Raw genomic sequence first — 15,918 nt, forward strand, 5'->3', positions numbered from 1 at the left:
CATGTCCTCCCGTCGCTGGATCCCGGTGGTGCACTCAGCTCCGCCGCATCTCGAGCACCGGCACGCCGGCCGGGCTGAAGCCGAGCACCTGTCCGTAGAACGACAGCGAGGCCTCGGTGGCCCGGATGATCGACTCGGCGCGGCGGAAGCCGTGCTGCTCGCCGGCGAACAGCAGGTACGCATGCGGGATGCCCTTGGCGGCCAGCGCATCGCGGAAGGCCTCCGACTGGCTGGGCGGCACGATGCGGTCCTCGTCGCCCTGCAGCAGCAGCACCGGCACCTCGAGCTCGTCGACGTGGCTCAGCGGAGCCCGCTCGACGTAGAGGTCGCGGCGCTGCGGGTACGGGCCGACGAGCCCGTCGATGTAGCGGGACTCGAAGTCGTGGGTGTCCTGGCGGAACTGCTCGAGCTCGGCCACCCCGAAGCTGGAGACGCCGGCGGCGAAGACGTCGGTGCGGGTCAGGCAGGCCAGCGTGGTCCAGCCGCCGGCGCTGCCGCCCTCGATCGCGAGCCGCTTCCCGTCGGCGATCCCCTCGGCGACCAGGTGCTCCATCACGGCGACGGTGTCCTGCACGTCCACCACCCCCCACTGGCCGCGCAGGCGGTTGCGGTACTCGCGGCCGTACCCGGTGGAGCCTCCGTAGTTGACGACCACGACGCCCAGTCCGCGGGAGGTGTAGTACGCCACCGGCAGCGACAGCACCGGCGGGACATGGGCGGTGGGTCCGCCGTGGACCTGCGCGATGAACGGCGGCAGCTCGGCCGCGGGACCGGTGAAGCCCTCCTGATGGGGGCGGTGGAGGGTCGCGTGGACCACCCCGCCGTCCGGCAGCGGCACCTCGATGCTCTCGCCGGTGGGCAGCACCGCCGGATCCGGGGCGTCGGTGCGCGAGGAGCGCAGCAGGGTGAGCGGTCCCAGGGCGGGCCTCTCGCCGAGCTCGAGACGGGCGGTGTGCAGAGCGGCGAAGGCGGTCGGCGAGGCGCCGGCGAGCACCAGCAGCCCGTCGGCCCGCAGCTGGGCGGTGGAGATCTGGGTCAGCGGGCACTCGAGCGGGGTGAGCTCGCCGGTGCTGAGCCGCAGCACGCTCAGCGAGGTGGCGGCGCGGCCGTGCTCCACCAGGGCGCGGTCGGCATCGAGGACCTGGTACCAGGTGCTGCCGAGCGTCCAGAGGGCCCCGGCGAACTCCTCCTCGCGCTCGAGCACCTGGCAGGCCCCGTCGTGCGCGGACCAGACCCAGGGGTTCCACCAGCCGGAGGCGTCGGAGACGAACATCAGGTGCTCCGCGTCGAGCCATTCCGGCTGCAGCACGGAGGTCTCGAGGTCGCCGGCGACGACCGTGTCCGCCCCGGCGCTGCCGTCGACCAGCGGTGCGACGTGCAGGGCGGTGCCGTCCCACGGCATCTGCGGATGCTCCCAGCTGATCCAGGCCAGCTGCCTCCCGTCGGGGCTCAGGCGCACGTTCGCGACGAAGCGGGAGGAGGGGGTGATGCGGCGCAGGGCCGACGGGTCCTCGGCCCCCGAGCCGTCCAGCGGGATCGCCGCGACGTACCGCTCGATGTGCGGGGCGCCGTCGGCGTCGGTGCGCGGGCCGGCAGCCCCGCCGGTGTGGTCCTCGCAGATCCACCAGACCTCGACCTCCCCTCCCGGCAGGGTGACCGGGGTGGGGTCGGCCCAGCGCAGGGAGGGTCCGCCGGCGGTCTCGACCGCGGGGCCGACGGGGCTCAGCGCCCGCGGCTGCTCCCCCTCGCGCAGCGCGTACACGCGCTGGTCCTCGAAGTTCACGAACACCAGCAGCGGTGCGGCCGACGCGTCCGCCTCCGGCACCGCCGTCCAGCTCGCGCCGCCGTACTCGTGAACCCGGGAGCGGGCGTTGAAGGGAGCGGGCAGCACCGTGACGGGCGCCGTCGGACCGTGGTCGGGGACCGCGGTGACGTCCCCGGCGCCGGGCAGCGCGATGGGGCCGGCCGAGCGCACCACCGCCTGGCGTCCGCCCTCGGTGGCGATCCCCTCCGTCCACCACACCTGGTCGCCGACCAGGCGCGGGCCGCCCAGTCGGGTGCCGCCGGTCGCGAGGTGCTCGGCGGTGATGGGCGAGGGCCAGGAGCCGTACGGCAGTGTGGTGACCATGGGGCCAGGGTAGAGGGCGGCGGCGGTCGCCGGGCGCGGAACGGGGCCCTGGCGCCGGCCCGGATCCGGTGCTCACACCAGGATCGTGCCCTCGATCGTGAGGACGGTGTCCCCGCCGACCCAGATCGTCCCCGTCTCGTCGACGCTCACCTGGACGCGGCCCTCCCGGTCCAGCGCCGTGCCCTGGGTCGCCGTCCACTGCGCGGGCATGGGACCGCGGGCCAGCAGCCACTGGGCGATCCCGGCCTGGAGGCTGCCGGTGACCGGGTCCTCGACGCCCCCCGGCGCGAAGGCGCGCACCTCGTAGAGCGGACCCCGGCCCGGGCGGTGCCGGCCCATCACCCCGACCTTCGCCTCCGGGATCCGGGAGAGGTCCGGGGTCAGCGCGAGCACCTCCTCGGCGCCGGCCAGCTCGACCACCCGCCAGCCCGGTCCGTTGTCGGCCCAGCTGTGGGCGAGCACCGCGGAGCGCGGCACCCCGAGCCCCTCGGCGATCAGCACCACCTCGGCCTCCTCGAGCGGGCCGCTGCGCGCCAGCGGCGGGGCGGCGAAGGCCAGCCGGTCGCCGTCCCGCCGCACCTCGATGAGCCCGGCGCCGCACTCCTGCACGATTCTCTCCCCCGCCGGTGCTCCCCCGGCGTGCAGCCACGCCCGGGCGGTGCCGAGGGTGGGGTGCCCGGCGAAGGGCAGCTCTCCCGAACGGGTGAAGATCCGCACCCGGTAGTCGGCGCCGGGCACGCTGGGAGGCAGCAGGAAGGTGGTCTCCGAGAGGTTGGTCCAGCTCGCGACCCGCTGCATGTCGGCGACGCCGAGATCCTCGGCCTCCAGCACGACGGCCAGCGGGTTGCCGCGCTGGGGGCGCGCGGCGAAGACGTCGAGCTGGGCGAAGCGGCGGGGGCGCGGCGCGGGGAGGGGCATGAGCTCATCCTCGCCTGCGCGGGCCGCTCGCGCACCGGGGCGGACGGCGCTCAGCGGTCCTCGGAGTGCGGGACCTGCTCCCCCTCGCCCGGGGCCCGGGCGAGGTCCTGCGGCGCCGTCCGCGGATCCACCGGGGCGCCCGAGAGGTACGCGGCGCGCGCCAGCACGTTCGAGGCGACCGAGGAGACGATGATCAGCGCGAGCACCGTGGCGAGGGTCTTGATCAGCACGGCGGCGTCGAAGCCGTCGAGCCGCAGGTGCTCGAGGAACGCGCCCACCACGATCATGGGCAGCCCCAGCCCGGTGGCCGGGGAGAGCACATTGATCCGGCTGAGGGCGTCGCGGGCGTTGAACATCGACAGCGCGGAGGTGAGCATCCAGAACGCCCCGCCCAGCAGCAGCACGGCGCTCAGCACGGACAGCACGAGGTCGACCACGGCATTCATCGGCGCCCCCTGGTGAGGATGCGGGCGAGGGCCACCGTGGCGAGGATGCCCAGCACGGAGGCGATCAGCGCCGCATCGACGGCGGCGGCCGAGGCCTTCAGGAGCCCCACCAGCACGATCACGCCGATGGCGGAGAAGAAGACCAGATCGCCGACGACGGCCCGGCTCGCGGCGTCCGGTGCGGTGGCCACGCGGAACAGGCCGATCAGGATGGTCGCGCCGAGCATGCCGACGGTCACCCACAGGACGATGCTCATCGCTCCTCCTCCGAGGTGGTGGGGTGGTCGGGACGCGTGGCGCCGCGGCGCTCGTGCGCCGTGCGGGCCGCGCGGGCGTCCACGAACCGCTCGTCGGTCAGCCGGCGGCGCACCGGCGGCGCGATCCCGGCCCCGCCCGGTCCCCGGGTCGCCCGCAGCAGCCGATCCTCCATCTCCCGCAGGTCCGCCATCACCTGCTCGCGCGACCGGGCGAAGAGCACGTGGACGAACAGGCTGGAGCGCTCCTCGGGGGTGCCGGGGGCGATGCCGACCACCAGGGTGCCGGGGGTGATCGTGATCGACGAGGCCATCGCGATGATCTCGACGTCGGTGGTCGCCCTCAGGGGGTACTCGACGATCGCCGGTGAGCTGCGGGTGGCAGGGCTGTAGACGCCCTTGGCCAGCTGGAGAGAGCCCTTGACGATCTCCACCAGGATCCACAGCACGTAGGACAGGGAGCTCCACAGGCGTCTCATCGTCCGATCACCGCCCTCACATAGGCCTCGACGTCCAGGAGGTCCGTCCCCGCGGTGTCGATGGTCGGGAGCACGGCGCCGATGCCGACGAACATGGCCAGGGACAGGGCGAGCATCGCCGCGCCGGGCACCACCAGGCGCCCCGGGATGCGGACGTGGTCCGGGAGAGCCACCGCGTCCCCGCGCCCGGTCTGCGCGTCATCGGGCCGGTAGGTGGTCATGTCCTCGCCCCACGCCATGCCTCGCCACACCTGCTGCAGGCCCAGCAGCGAGCCCACCGACGCGATGAGGACGGCCAGGACCGCCGCCCAGCCCAGCACCGCCTGCGCGGCGGTGAGATCGGCGGCAGCCCGCACCAGCCCCACCTTGCCCCAGAGACCGGAGGTGGGCGGCAGGCCGACCAGGCTGAACAGTCCGAGCGCGAGGATCGCGACCACCCAGGGATCGCGGCGGGCGAGGCCCGAGAGCCGCTCGAGGCGTCCGGAGCCGTAGGTGTGCTCGATCGCCCCGATGGTCAGCAGCAGCGCGGACATGGTGATCACGTGGTGCACCAGGTACAGGGTGCCGGCGGTCACCGAGAGCTGGGTGAACAGCGCCAGGCCCAGCAGGATGTGCCCGACGCCCGCGACCATCTGGTGCGCCATGGCGGTCCGCACGCGCGCGGCGCCCGCGGTGGAGAACGCCCCCACCAGGATGGTCACGACCGCCAGGCCCACCAGCACCTCCTGGAACGGCAGGGCGTCGGCGAAGGTCACCGCGACGATGCGGTACATCGCGTACAGCGCGACCTTGGTGTGCAGGGCCGAGAACAGCGCCATGATCCCGGCGGACGTCCCCGGGTAGGCGCGCGGCAGCCAGGAGTGCACCGGCACCATGCCGGCCTTCACGGCGAGGGCGAGCAGGACCACGGCCAGGGCCGCGGCGGTCGCCGGGTCCTCGCTGCCGGCTCCCGCGAGGGAGGCGAGGTTCACGGAGCCCGCGGTGCCGTAGACGAAGCCCACGCCGACCAGCAGCAGCGTCGAGGTGACCAGGTTGACCAGCACGAACAGGCGCCCGATGCCCAGGCGCCGCCAGCCGCCGGTGACCGCGATCAGCGCGTAGGACGGCATCAGCATGACCTCGACCCAGACGAACAGGTTGAAGAGGTCGCCGGTGAGCAGGGCACCGTTGACGCCGGCGCTCAGCAGCAGCACCAGCGGCGGCACGAAGCGGAACCGCGATTCGCCGGTCAGCACCAGGAAGACGCTCGCGGCGAGCGTCGAGATCGCCGTGACCAGCAGCATCACGGAGCTCAGGGTGTCCGAGACGAAGGGGATGGCGAGCACGTCGGAGAAGCCGCCGACGGCATGGGAGAGCACCGGCTCCGTGCGGTGGTGGAGCAGCAGGGCGATCGCGCCGGCCCCGACCAGGATCGGGACACCGATCATCGCGGTGGTCTGCACCGCGCGCCGGCGGGCCAGCAGCAGGACGGCGGAGCCCAGCAGGGGCACCACCACGAACAGGGGCAGCAGCGAGGACAGGGAGGGGATCATGAGTCTCGGTTCTCCCCCGTCGCCGGGTGGTGGGACATGTCGTCGTCCCGGCCGATCACGGCAAGGGTCAGCATGAAGATGGTGACCGCCATGGTGATCACGATCGCCGTGAGCACGAAGGCCTGCGGCAGGGGATCGGCCATGTCGGCACGGGCGGAGAGGTCGGTCAGGGGCTCGGCGCGCCATCCCGGCACGCCGGCCGCCAGCAGCACGAAGTTCGCGGCGTGGCTGAGCAGGGTCATCCCGAACACCGCGCGGACCATGCTGCGCTGCAGCAGCAGGTAGACGCCGCCGGTGACGAGAACGGCCACGGTGAGGCTGAGGATCATCGGCGGCCCACCTCCTTCGGCGGGGTGCCCGCGCTCAGATGCGCGGTGCCCAGGCCGACGCGGCGCCGCACGGGCGGCGTCTCCCCGCGGGTGGTGTCCAGCGGGCCGGGCAGCTCGCCCTCGACCGCCTCGTCGGTCCGCTCCCGGGTGCTCTCCGACGAGGGGCTCCTCGAGGCCCCGGCGCCCAGCAGGTTCACCGCCACCATGATCAGTCCCAGCACCGCGAGGTACACCCCGAGGTCGAAGATCATCGAGGTCGACAGGTGGACGCCGGCCAGGTATCCGTGCAGCGGTTCGAGGAAGCCGCCGCGCAGGAAGCCGAGGGCGCCGGCCCCGAGCGCCACCGCGATGCCGCCGCCGATGAGGAACAGCGGCAGGCGGGGCGGGCCGATCTGCCGGTCGGTCGAGGTGGACAGGTACATGAGCGCGACGATGGCGGACCCGACCAGCGCGGCGATGAAGCCGCCGCCCGGCGCGTTGTGCCCGCGCCAGAACAGCATGATCGAGATGAGCGCGAGGACCGGGGCGGTGATCCGCACCATCAGCTGCAGGGCGGCGGTGTTGCCCCAGGCGCTGGTGATCGCGCGATGCGCCGCGGTGCCCTCGCCCCGCAGCGCGGGCACCCCGTCCTCGTCGTCCTGGCCGCGCTCGTCCTGGCCCGCTCCCTCGGGGTCGATGAACCGGTCCCGCACGCTCGAGAGCACCGCGACGATCGCGACGCCGGCCATGCCCAGCACGGACAGCTCCCCCAGGGTGTCCAGCGCACGGAACTCCACCAGGATCACGTTGACGATGTTGTGCCCGCCGGTGATCCCCTCGGCGTCGGCGATGTAGGTCTCGGCGACGTCGCTGCGGCCGCGCCGGCCCATGAACAGGTACATCCCGGCGCCGGCGGCGAGCCCGACGGTCCCCGCCACCAGCAGGGCCCCGCGGCGCGGGGGACGCCCGGAGGTCTCGAAGCGGCGGGGCAGCCGCTGCAGGACGAGCATGATGATGATGATGGTCAGGGATTCCACGAGCAGCTGGGTCAGCGCCACGTCGGGCGCGCCGAGCGCGAGGATCTGCACGGTGGCGAGGATCCCCACCCCCGAGAGGGCGACGGCCGCGCCCAGCCGGTCCCGCCGCGTGCAGACCACCAGCACGGCGGCGATCATCAGCACCAGCAGCACGGCATCGACCGGGGCGTTGACCCCGGGCGTCAGCGGTGCGAGGCCGTCGGCCAGGGCCAGCAGCGAGGCCAGGACGACGGCGGCGAAGGCCGCCAGGATCACGGCGAGGTGGCGCATCGGGTCGTCGCTGGCGATCGGACGCACCAGCACCCCGGCGAGCCGCCGGGCCAGCCGGTCCACGGCCCCCAGGATGCGCGCGCCGTCGACCGGGAAGGGGTTGGCCTCCAGGGCCGGCAGCAGGCGGTGGCGACCCAGTGCGATCAGGGTGCCCAGCACGATCACCGCCGCCGTGAGGCCCAGCTCGACGGTGAGGCCGTGCCAGAGGGCGAGGTGGGGGTGGTGCTCGCCGCCGAGGGCCGCGTCGATCGCGCGGGCCACCGGGGTGTCGAGCACGCCGACGAAGAGCCCCAGCGGGAGCCCAACCAGGATCGGCAGCGCCGCAGGCCACATCAGCAGCGGCGAGGGTCGGTGGGCGTCCTCCGCGTGGACCAGCGCGCCGGTCGGATCGGTCCGGGGGGCGGAGGCGGGGGCGGGGTCCCGGGGCTGCTCCGCGTCGGCGTCGAGGCGGGCCAGCGCCTCCTCGTCGCGACCGTCCACGAAGACCCCGAGCACGATCTTCGCGCAGTAGGCGAAGGTGATCACGCTGGCGCCGGCGATGCCGAGGGCGATCACCCAGCCCGCCCAGCCGGCCCCGTCGATCTCCAGGGCGCCCGTGAGGAGCGCCTCCTTGGAGACGAAGCCGAGCATCGGCGGCAGGCCCGCCATGGACATGCAGCCCAGCACCGTCACCACGAAGCTGCCGGGCAGCGCCCGGGCGAGCGCGGGCATGCGTCGCAGCTCGCGGGTGTGGACGGCCTGGTCGACGACCCCGACCATCATGAACAGCCCGGACTTGAACAGGGCGTGGGCGATGGTGTGCAGCACCGCGGCGAGGATGGCGGCCTCGGTGCCCACCCCGATCAGGGCGACGATCAGGCCCAGCTGGCTGACCGTGGAGTAGGCCATGAGCTTCTTCAGGTCGCCCTGCTGCAGCGCCAGGAAGCCGCCGACGAACGCCGTGACCAGGCCGGCGGTGATCAGCAGGACGTTCCAGGCGATGACGTCATGGAAGATCGGGCTGAAGCGCAGCAGCAGGAAGATGCCGGCCTTGACCACGGCGGCCGCATGCAGGTAGGCGGAGACCGGGGTCGCCGCGGCCATCGCGTCGGGGAGCCACACGTGGAAGGGGAACTGGGCGGACTTGGTGCAGGCCGCGACCGCGACCAGCACCGCGACCAGCGTGGTGAACGCCGGGTCCTGGCTCCAGACGTCCGCGGCCAGCACCTGCGTGATCGACGAGGTGCCCAGGCGCACCACCATCAGCGACACGGCGGCCAGCAGGGACAGCCCGCCGAGGAAGGTGATGAACAGGGTGCGCATCGAGGCGGCCTGGCCTCCGCGACCGGAGCGGGCGATGAGCAGGAACGACGCGATCGACGTCATCTCCCAGGTGACGAACAGCAGCACCAGGTCGTCGGCGAGCACCAGACCCACCATCGACGCGGTGAACAGCACCATCACCAGCGAGAAGCTGAGCTGCCGGCCGCGATCCAGGTAGCGGGCCGAGTAGGCCAGCACCACGGCGCCGATGACCAGGGCGATCATCGCGAACACGAGGCCGACCCCGTCCGCGCGCAGGGCGAGGTCGACGCCCCAGGTGGGGGCCCAGGGCACCGAGAAGGCGGTGGTCGCGGCGTCCGGCGAGCCCCCGAGGACGGCGACGGCGGCCGGCACCAGGGCCGCGGCGGCGACCAGGTAGAGCCCGGCGAGGATCCAGCAGGCGGAGCGGCCGAGAGCGCGGTCGAGGACCGGGGTGATCAGGATCGTCGCGACCAGGATCAGCAGAGTCCACAGCACCGACACCGTCAGCCTCCGGACCCGGGACGGGCGGCGGTGTCGTAACGGGTCATGTGCAGGATCCTAGCCAGATCCCCCAGGCGGCCCAACCCGGGAGCTCCCAGGCTGCGGCCCTCTCGCGCGCGGGCGCGCGCGTAGAGGAACTCGACTCCACCGCGCTCCGCGGCGGGCGCCGACCCGCTCCCGATGTGCCGATGATCACGGCGGGAGCGGGTCGGCGGCGCGCTCAGCCGCCGAGGCTGCGGAAGGTGATGCCCTGCTCGGCGTGCAGACGCTCGAGGAAGGCCGCGGTGGCGTCGCGGTGCATCGGGGACAGCGGCCGGTAGGTGCCGTCCCACCACCCCTTCGTGATGCCCTCGCGCTGCAGCCAGGCGATCTCCTTCGCGTAGGCGCTGCTCAGCGGAACGTCGCCGAAGGGGCGCTGCGTGGGCTGCGGCGCCTCGGGCGAGCCGGCGTAGCGGTACACGAACGCCGCCATCGCGTCGCGAGTGATGGGCGCGGTGGGCCGGAAGGTGCGGTCGGCCCAGCCGGTGGTGATGCCCATCTGGTAGGCCCAGATGATCTCCGTGTAGTGCTCCTGGCCCTTCCGCACGTCCCGGAAGGGCTCGCTGCGGGGCAGGTCCACCTCGGGCGATCCCGCCAGGCGGTACAGGAATGCGGCCATCGCGTCACGCTGGACGGGCTGCAGCGGACGGAAGGTGGAGGTGCCGTCGGGCTCCTTCCAGCCGCGGACGATCCCGTGGCCGTGCGCCCACAGCACCGACTCGTAGTGCTCGTGGCCGGGACCCATGTCCGTGAAGGGATGCTCCGGCTCCGTCGCGACCGGCAGCACCTGGACGACGGCGGGCTTCGGGCCGGTGCCGTCGAAGTCCGGGAAGAACGAGGTGTGGGCGCCGTAGTCGCCGTTCTCACCGGGATGCTGCACGGCCACGAAGGCGGTGCGGTCCTGGTCGTGGATCACGGGACCGCAGGTCTCGGCGTCACGGGGGACGGCGAGGAACTGCTCGACGCGGCCGCGGGCCTCCCCCTCGAGGGTGACCCGGAACAGGCCGTCGTTCCTGCCGATGCTGCCGGGCTGGCCGTCGGTGGAGATCCACAGGTTGCCCACCGAGTCGAAGGCCAGGTTGTCCGGGCAGGAGATCGGGGAGACCTGGTCGGCGGGGAAGCCCGCGAAGTAGGTGGTGTCGATCTGCTCCGGGTCGCCGCACAGCAGCAGGATCCTCCAGCCGAAGCTGGTGCCGGTGGGATCGCCCAGCTCGTCCATCTCGATGACGTGGCCGTCGCGGTTCTTCGAACGCGGGTTCATCTCGTCGGCCGGGGCCTCGCCCGCGCCGCCGCGGTCGGAGTTCTTGGTCAGCGCGACGTAGACCAGTCCGGTGGTCGGCGAGGGCTCGACGTCCTCCGGGCGGTCCATCTTGGTGGCGCCGACCGCGTCGGCCGCGAGGCGGGTGAAGACCAGCACCTCCTCGACGCTCATCCCCTCCACCTTCGACTCGCCGTCCTCGACCAGCGGGAGCCAGGTGCCGCCGCCGTCGAAGGCGCCGTCGGAGGGCAGGTCGCCGGAGCCGTCGATCTCCTGCGCGGAGGTGGCGGTGAAGGCGGCGACGTAGAGGTCGCCCTCGCTCAGCAGCGTCATGTTGTGGGCGCGGTCGCCCTCGACGTAGGTCTCGCGGGAGACGAACTTGTAGAGGTAGTCGAAGACCTCGTCGTCACCGGAGTAGGCGACCACGCGGCCGTCCTCGGTCAGGCGCACGTTCGCGCCCTCGTGCTTGAAGCGCCCCAGCGCGGAGTGCTTCTTCGGGGTGGAGGTGGGGTCCCACGGGTCCACCTCGACGATCCAGCCGAAGCGGTTCGCCTCGTTCTCGTAGCCCTCGGTGCGGGTGTCGAAGCGGGGGTGGCGCGTCTCCCAGCCGCGCTGGGTGGGGCGGCTGCCCATGCCGTAGCGCTGGTCCCGCTCGCTGCCCGGGGTGACGAAGTACTGGTGGAAGTTCTCCTCGCCGGACAGGATCGTGCCCCAGGGGGTCAGGCCGCCGGCGCAGTTGTTCAGGGTGCCCTTGACGAAGCGTCCCGCGGGGTCCTCGACGGTGGCCAGCAGCTCGGAGCCGGCGGCCGGCCCGTCCATCTCGAAGTCGTCCTCGACCGTGAACCGGCGGTTCAGCTCTGCGTCGACCACGTAGCGGTAGGGGGCCTCGCGGCTCTCCCGCTCGAGCTCGACGACGCTCAGCCCGTGGGCCGCCATGCCGATCTCGATCATGTCCTCGGCGGAGGTGCCGGGCGGGAACATGATGTTCTCGTTGGTGTACTCGTGGTTCACGAACATCACCGCGCGCAGGCCGTCGCTGCCGGGGATCTCCTGGATCTCGACGAAGTCGTTGTTGTAGCCGAACTGGCGCTGCTGGGCGGCGACGCTCTGGCGCTCCCAGTCGAACTCCGGGGCATCGGAGAAGAGCGGGTCGCCCCAGCGGATCACCGGATGCCACGCGAAGCCCTCGGGGACGGTGAACTCGTCGACGTCGGCGGCGACGGACTCGATCGCGGTGAAGTCGAGCGGGGTGCCGCCCGGGGCGAGCGCGGGGGCCGGGGCGGCCGGGGCCGGACCGGCGGGGGCGGCGAGGGCGCCCTGGGTGCCCGCCACCCCGATGGCGATCGCGGCGGTGGTGCCGCCGAGCAGGGTGCGGCGCGAGATGGCCGACGAGACGATGTCCCGGAAGGTGGGGTTGTCGCTGTGGTTGCAGGGGCCGAGGGCGCACTGGTTGCCGCACTTCAGCGCGCACGTCACCGGGGAGCGTTTGCCCCGGACGTGGTCCTTCATGAGCAGGGGCAGGTCGATGAGGGCCATGGCGCATCCTTTGCTGGCGATCGGTCTCCCGTCATGGGGACGGGACGACCTGACGATGCGCCGGAAAGATGTGCCGCGACCCTCGCGGAGGCGACCTGCCGGTGAACACTTCGGTGCCGGGCGGGAAAGCCCCCGGCCCCGGCGCTCCCGGAGCGGGCCCTCGGAGGCGGGCCCTGGGAAGCGGGCCCTCAGAAGCGGGTGGGCGGCACGAAGGTGGAGGGCTTGACCAGGACCACCGGCACCGGGCACTCGATCGCGACCCGCTGCGAGGTCGACCCCAGCAGGATCTTCCCGATCGGGGTGCGCTTGCGGATGCCGAGCACCACCAGGTCCACGTCGTCGTGCTCGACGGCGTCGAGGATGTCGTCGGCCGGGTCGTCGCGCTTGGGCACGGTGCGCAGCTCGACCTCGAGACCGGTCTCCGCCAGCCGCTCCTGCAGCGGACGGTGGTCGCTCACGCCGCGCGCCTTGCGCGGGTCGGGGGCGCGCTCGGAGGCGAGCACGAGCAGGGAGGCGCTGCGCCGTCGGGCCTCCTCGACGGCGAACTCGAGGGCGGCCTCGCTGGTGGCGCTGGGGACGTAGGCCAGCAGGATCGTGGTCATGGGTTCTCCCTCGGGAAGCGGACGGCGACGACGGCGCGGGCGGCGGTCACGGCCGGCCCAGGTCGTCGGGATGGCGGAAGCGGGTGCGCCGCGCCCGGACGGCGGCGTTGTAGAACCACGTGACCAGGTACAGCAGCAGACCGATCGCGAGCAGGCCCCCGGCGATCACGTAGTTCTGGGTGGGCTGCGCGAGCGGGGAGACCAGCGCGAAGGAGGTGATCGCGCCGATCACCGGCAGCACCGTCGGGGTGCGGAAATGGCGCACGTCGACGGTGTCCTTGCGCAGCACCAGCACCGAGATGTTCACCAGGCCGAACACCGCCAGCAGCAGCAGGGCGGTGGTGCCGCCGAGGGCGCCGATGGTCTCCTCGGCGAGCACGAAGCGCACCGTGATCACCAGCGCGAAGGCCAGCAGGGTGGAGAAGGCGATGCCGGCCCACGGGGTGCGGCGACCGTGCAGCACCCCGCGCAGGAAGCCCGGCAGGACCCCCTGCTTGGCCATGCCGTAGAGCAGCCGGGAGGCCATCATCATGTTGATCAGCACCGTGTTGGCGACCGCGAAGATCGAGATGAACGCGAAGATGGTGTCGATCGGGATGCCCGGGGCGCCCACCTCGACCACCGTCAGCAGGGGCGTGGTGGCCTCGGTGAGCTGCCCGATCGGGACCACCGCCACCGCCACCACCGAGATCACCACGTAGACCACGCCGGTGATCGACAGCCCGCCGATCAGCGCCCGCGGGAAGTTCTTGACCGGGTCCACGGTCTCCTCGGCCATGTTCACCGAGTCCTCGAAGCCGACCATCGAGAAGAAGGCCAGCGCCGTCGCCCCGATGACGGCCATGAACAGGCTCTTGTCCCCCGGCGTCTCGAACAGGATCACCCGCGAGAAGTCGGCCTTGCCCTGCGCCATCGCGAAGAAGCCCACCAGGATCACCAGGATCAGACCGGTGAGCTCGATGAGGGTCAGGACCACGTTGGCCTTGACCGACTCCGCGACCCCGTACATGTTGATCCCGGCCACCAGCAGCAGGAACGCCAGTGCGATCACGGTGGCGGTGCCCCCGGCGGCCTCCCCCAGGCCCTCCTCCAGTCCGAAGGCCTTCAGCACGTTCTCGGCGAGGAAGATCGCGCTGGTCGAGGCCGAGGTGATGCCCGAGGACAGCACCGCGAAGGTGACCATGAAGGTCACGAAGTGGATCCCGAACGCCTTGTGGACGTAGAGGGCCGCTCCGGCGGCCTGCGGGTACTTGGTGACCATCTCGACGTAGGACAGCGCCGAGACCATGGCCACCGCGAAGGCGATGATGATCGGCAGCCAGCCCGCGCCGCCGACCTCGCCGGCCACCCGGCCGGTCAGGGCGTAGACGCCGGTGCCGAGGATGTCGCCGACGATGAACAGCAGCAGCAGCTTGGGCGTGATCGCCTTCTTCAGCTCCGGCTGGTCGGTGCTCGAGGGGCCGCCGGCGGCGGCCGGAGCGGTCGGAGGGGTCTGGCTCATCAGGTCCTCCCGGGGACGGGTGCGGGGCCGGTCGGCGGGGCACGACGGGCCCGGTCACCGGGCCCGTCCGCGGGGGAGCCGCGCGATCGTGCCGGTACTCTACTCCCCGGTGAGCGTGGTCACAGCGCCGTGACGGGCCGTCCGCCCGGCGCCGACGCCGCCTCGCCGACCCCCTCGAGATCCTGCGCACCCCGGCCGGTCGGCGGCGCGGGCGGCGGAGCGGCCTCGGGGTCCTCGCCGGTCGCCTCGCCGCGGGGGTCCAGGCGCAGGGTCTGCACCCATTGCCGGGAGGCGTCGGAGCTGATCGCCATCACGCCGAGGGCGGAGGCGCCGGCGCCCACCAGCAGCGCATGGGCGACGTCGCCGCTGGCCGCGGTGGCGACCGCCAGCCGCAGGAAGGCGTCGCCCGTGAACAGCGCCATCAGCGCGATCCGGGCCCAGCGGCTGCGGCGCAGCACCCCGATCTGCAGCAGCAGCAGCGCCGCGGCGAACCCGGTGGCCGGCACGAGCGCGTCGCGGCCCGGGACCACCAGGGCCGCCTCCGGCACCCAGCCGGTCAGGTCCGCCCCGCCCGATAGGGCGATCCAGGCCACGACCACCAGCAGCGCCTCCACCAGCGCCAGGAGCCCGGTGAACACGACGGTCGGCGGCGGCAGGTGGTGGTCGGCCGCACGGGCGATCACCTGGTGGAAGTCGTCGACCGTCTCGTGCCACTGCGCCGAGAGCTCGCCCCCCAGGTCGGGGCGGCTGCCGCCGCGGCGCCGGGCGGCCGCCAGCGCGGTCTGGGTGGCCGCGCGGGCGCGGGACTTCATCACCGAGGACCCCGTCGGCCGGTGGCGCAGCAGCATCATCGCGCTGGCGCCGTCGGAGCGCGCCGCGGCGCCGGTCACGTCGATCACCGGCAGGTCGCCGTCGGTGCGGAAGCGGTCCCCCTGGCCGTTGCGGTGGTGGTACGCGGTGGAGAACTCCTTGATCACCTCGACCTCGACCTGCGGATCCGCGTAGCGCACGGAGTCCACCAGGAAGTCCCGCTCGACGTCGATGTTCTCGTCGATGCGGTGGGTGACCTGGAGGGTGAAGAAGGAGAAGCCGACGGCGCGGTCGTAGGTGCCCGCCGCCAGCCAGTCCGCGCGGTACCCGCCGGGCAGCACGAAGTCCGGGGGCATCCTCCAGAACCGCACGTGGTGGCGCTGATGGGTGCTGCCGCCGACCTCCTGCTGGTAGGTGAAGTCGTGGCGCCGGCCCATCAGGTACAGGTGGGAGACCGGGGCGGCCGGGTAGGAGCGGCCCATCAGGGTCGAGCGCACCATCTGCCAGGAGGAGGCGAGGGTGCGCTCCTCCGCGAGCACCCAGCCGGCCCGGCGCATCGCCACGTGGATGTCGCGCTCGGGGCCGTCGAGGGCGATGTTGATGGGGTCCGAGAGCACGCCCTCGGTGGTGCGGGTGCGGCCGAAGAAGTAGTCCGGCAGGTAGATCCAGGTCATCAGCTGGTGCAGTCGCGGCAGCGTGATGTAGGTGAACAGGATCCAGAACAGCAGCAGGTACACCAGCCGCGTCGGGGTCAGCGAGAAGCCCTGCACCAGGTACAGCAGGGCCAGCCAGATCGAGACCACCACGCCGGCGGCGATGAACAGGTTGTCCAGCAGTCCGTAGAGGTCCACCCGCCGCGCGGCGGGGGTGTGGCCCTGGGCGTGGTCGTAGGCGGGCGGCTGCGTGGGCAGCGGACGCTCGAGCGGCGCCAGCTGGGGCGTGCGCAGCGGCGTCATCGGATTCCCCCCGGGCTCCTCGAGCTCATGGCTCCATCGTAGGGTGGCCGGGACCACCA

General features: G+C 72.9%; 12 protein-coding genes. All 12 read right to left on the reverse strand.

Features of this window, described 5'->3' with window-relative positions:
* Positions 1-34: 34 nt before the first annotated feature.
* The 12 genes from ACOJUI_RS16110 to ACOJUI_RS16165 all read right to left on the reverse strand — a co-directional run bounded on the left by ACOJUI_RS16110 (position 35) and on the right by ACOJUI_RS16165 (position 15,859).
* Positions 35-2,128, reverse strand: a complete 2,094-nt coding sequence (locus tag ACOJUI_RS16110; protein WP_422115940.1) for a prolyl oligopeptidase family serine peptidase — start codon at positions 2,126-2,128, stop codon at positions 35-37.
* A 72-nt stretch (positions 2,129-2,200) separates the two neighbouring features.
* Positions 2,201-3,046 carry a PhzF family phenazine biosynthesis protein gene (locus tag ACOJUI_RS16115; RefSeq protein ID WP_422115941.1) on the reverse strand — a complete coding sequence of 282 codons (846 nt, stop codon included), beginning with the start codon at positions 3,044-3,046 and terminating at the stop codon, positions 2,201-2,203.
* Between the two features lie 50 nt (positions 3,047-3,096).
* Positions 3,097-3,492, reverse strand: a complete 396-nt coding sequence (locus ACOJUI_RS16120; RefSeq protein ID WP_422115942.1) for a cation:proton antiporter — start codon at positions 3,490-3,492, stop codon at positions 3,097-3,099.
* Positions 3,489-3,749 carry a monovalent cation/H+ antiporter complex subunit F gene (locus ACOJUI_RS16125; RefSeq protein WP_422115943.1) on the reverse strand — a complete coding sequence of 87 codons (261 nt, stop codon included), beginning with the start codon at positions 3,747-3,749 and terminating at the stop codon, positions 3,489-3,491. The genes ACOJUI_RS16120 and ACOJUI_RS16125 overlap by 4 nt, the downstream gene beginning before the upstream one ends.
* Positions 3,746-4,225: a Na+/H+ antiporter subunit E gene (locus ACOJUI_RS16130; protein WP_422115944.1), complete on the reverse strand. Its 480-nt coding sequence runs from the start codon at positions 4,223-4,225 to the stop codon at positions 3,746-3,748. The genes ACOJUI_RS16125 and ACOJUI_RS16130 overlap by 4 nt, the downstream gene beginning before the upstream one ends.
* Positions 4,222-5,757 carry a proton-conducting transporter membrane subunit gene (locus ACOJUI_RS16135; protein ID WP_422115945.1) on the reverse strand — a complete coding sequence of 512 codons (1,536 nt, stop codon included), beginning with the start codon at positions 5,755-5,757 and terminating at the stop codon, positions 4,222-4,224. Before ACOJUI_RS16135 ends, ACOJUI_RS16130 begins: the two co-directional genes overlap by 4 nt.
* The gene (locus ACOJUI_RS16140) at positions 5,754-6,086 is read right to left on the reverse strand and encodes a sodium:proton antiporter (protein WP_422115946.1); all 333 of its coding nucleotides are present in this window, start codon (positions 6,084-6,086) and stop codon (positions 5,754-5,756) included. The genes ACOJUI_RS16135 and ACOJUI_RS16140 overlap by 4 nt, the downstream gene beginning before the upstream one ends.
* The gene (locus ACOJUI_RS16145) at positions 6,083-9,157 is read right to left on the reverse strand and encodes a DUF4040 family protein (protein ID WP_422115947.1); all 3,075 of its coding nucleotides are present in this window, start codon (positions 9,155-9,157) and stop codon (positions 6,083-6,085) included. The genes ACOJUI_RS16140 and ACOJUI_RS16145 overlap by 4 nt, the downstream gene beginning before the upstream one ends.
* A gap of 220 nt (positions 9,158-9,377) precedes the next feature.
* Positions 9,378-11,990, reverse strand: a complete 2,613-nt coding sequence (locus ACOJUI_RS16150) for an alkaline phosphatase PhoX (protein ID WP_422115948.1) — start codon at positions 11,988-11,990, stop codon at positions 9,378-9,380.
* A gap of 188 nt (positions 11,991-12,178) precedes the next feature.
* Positions 12,179-12,592 carry a universal stress protein gene (locus ACOJUI_RS16155; protein WP_422115949.1) on the reverse strand — a complete coding sequence of 138 codons (414 nt, stop codon included), beginning with the start codon at positions 12,590-12,592 and terminating at the stop codon, positions 12,179-12,181.
* A gap of 46 nt (positions 12,593-12,638) precedes the next feature.
* Positions 12,639-14,093 (reverse strand): APC family permease, encoded by a 1,455-nt coding sequence (locus tag ACOJUI_RS16160; protein WP_422115950.1) that lies wholly within the window; start codon positions 14,091-14,093, stop codon positions 12,639-12,641.
* A gap of 119 nt (positions 14,094-14,212) precedes the next feature.
* A complete protein-coding gene (locus ACOJUI_RS16165; RefSeq protein WP_422115951.1) occupies positions 14,213-15,859 on the reverse strand; it encodes an LssY C-terminal domain-containing protein in 1,647 nt (548 codons plus the stop codon).
* Between the last annotated feature and the right edge of the window lie 59 nt (positions 15,860-15,918).

This window comes from Brachybacterium sp. UNK5269 (genome assembly GCF_049266655.1).
In the GTDB taxonomy this organism is placed as follows: Bacteria; Actinomycetota; Actinomycetes; order Actinomycetales; family Dermabacteraceae; genus Brachybacterium.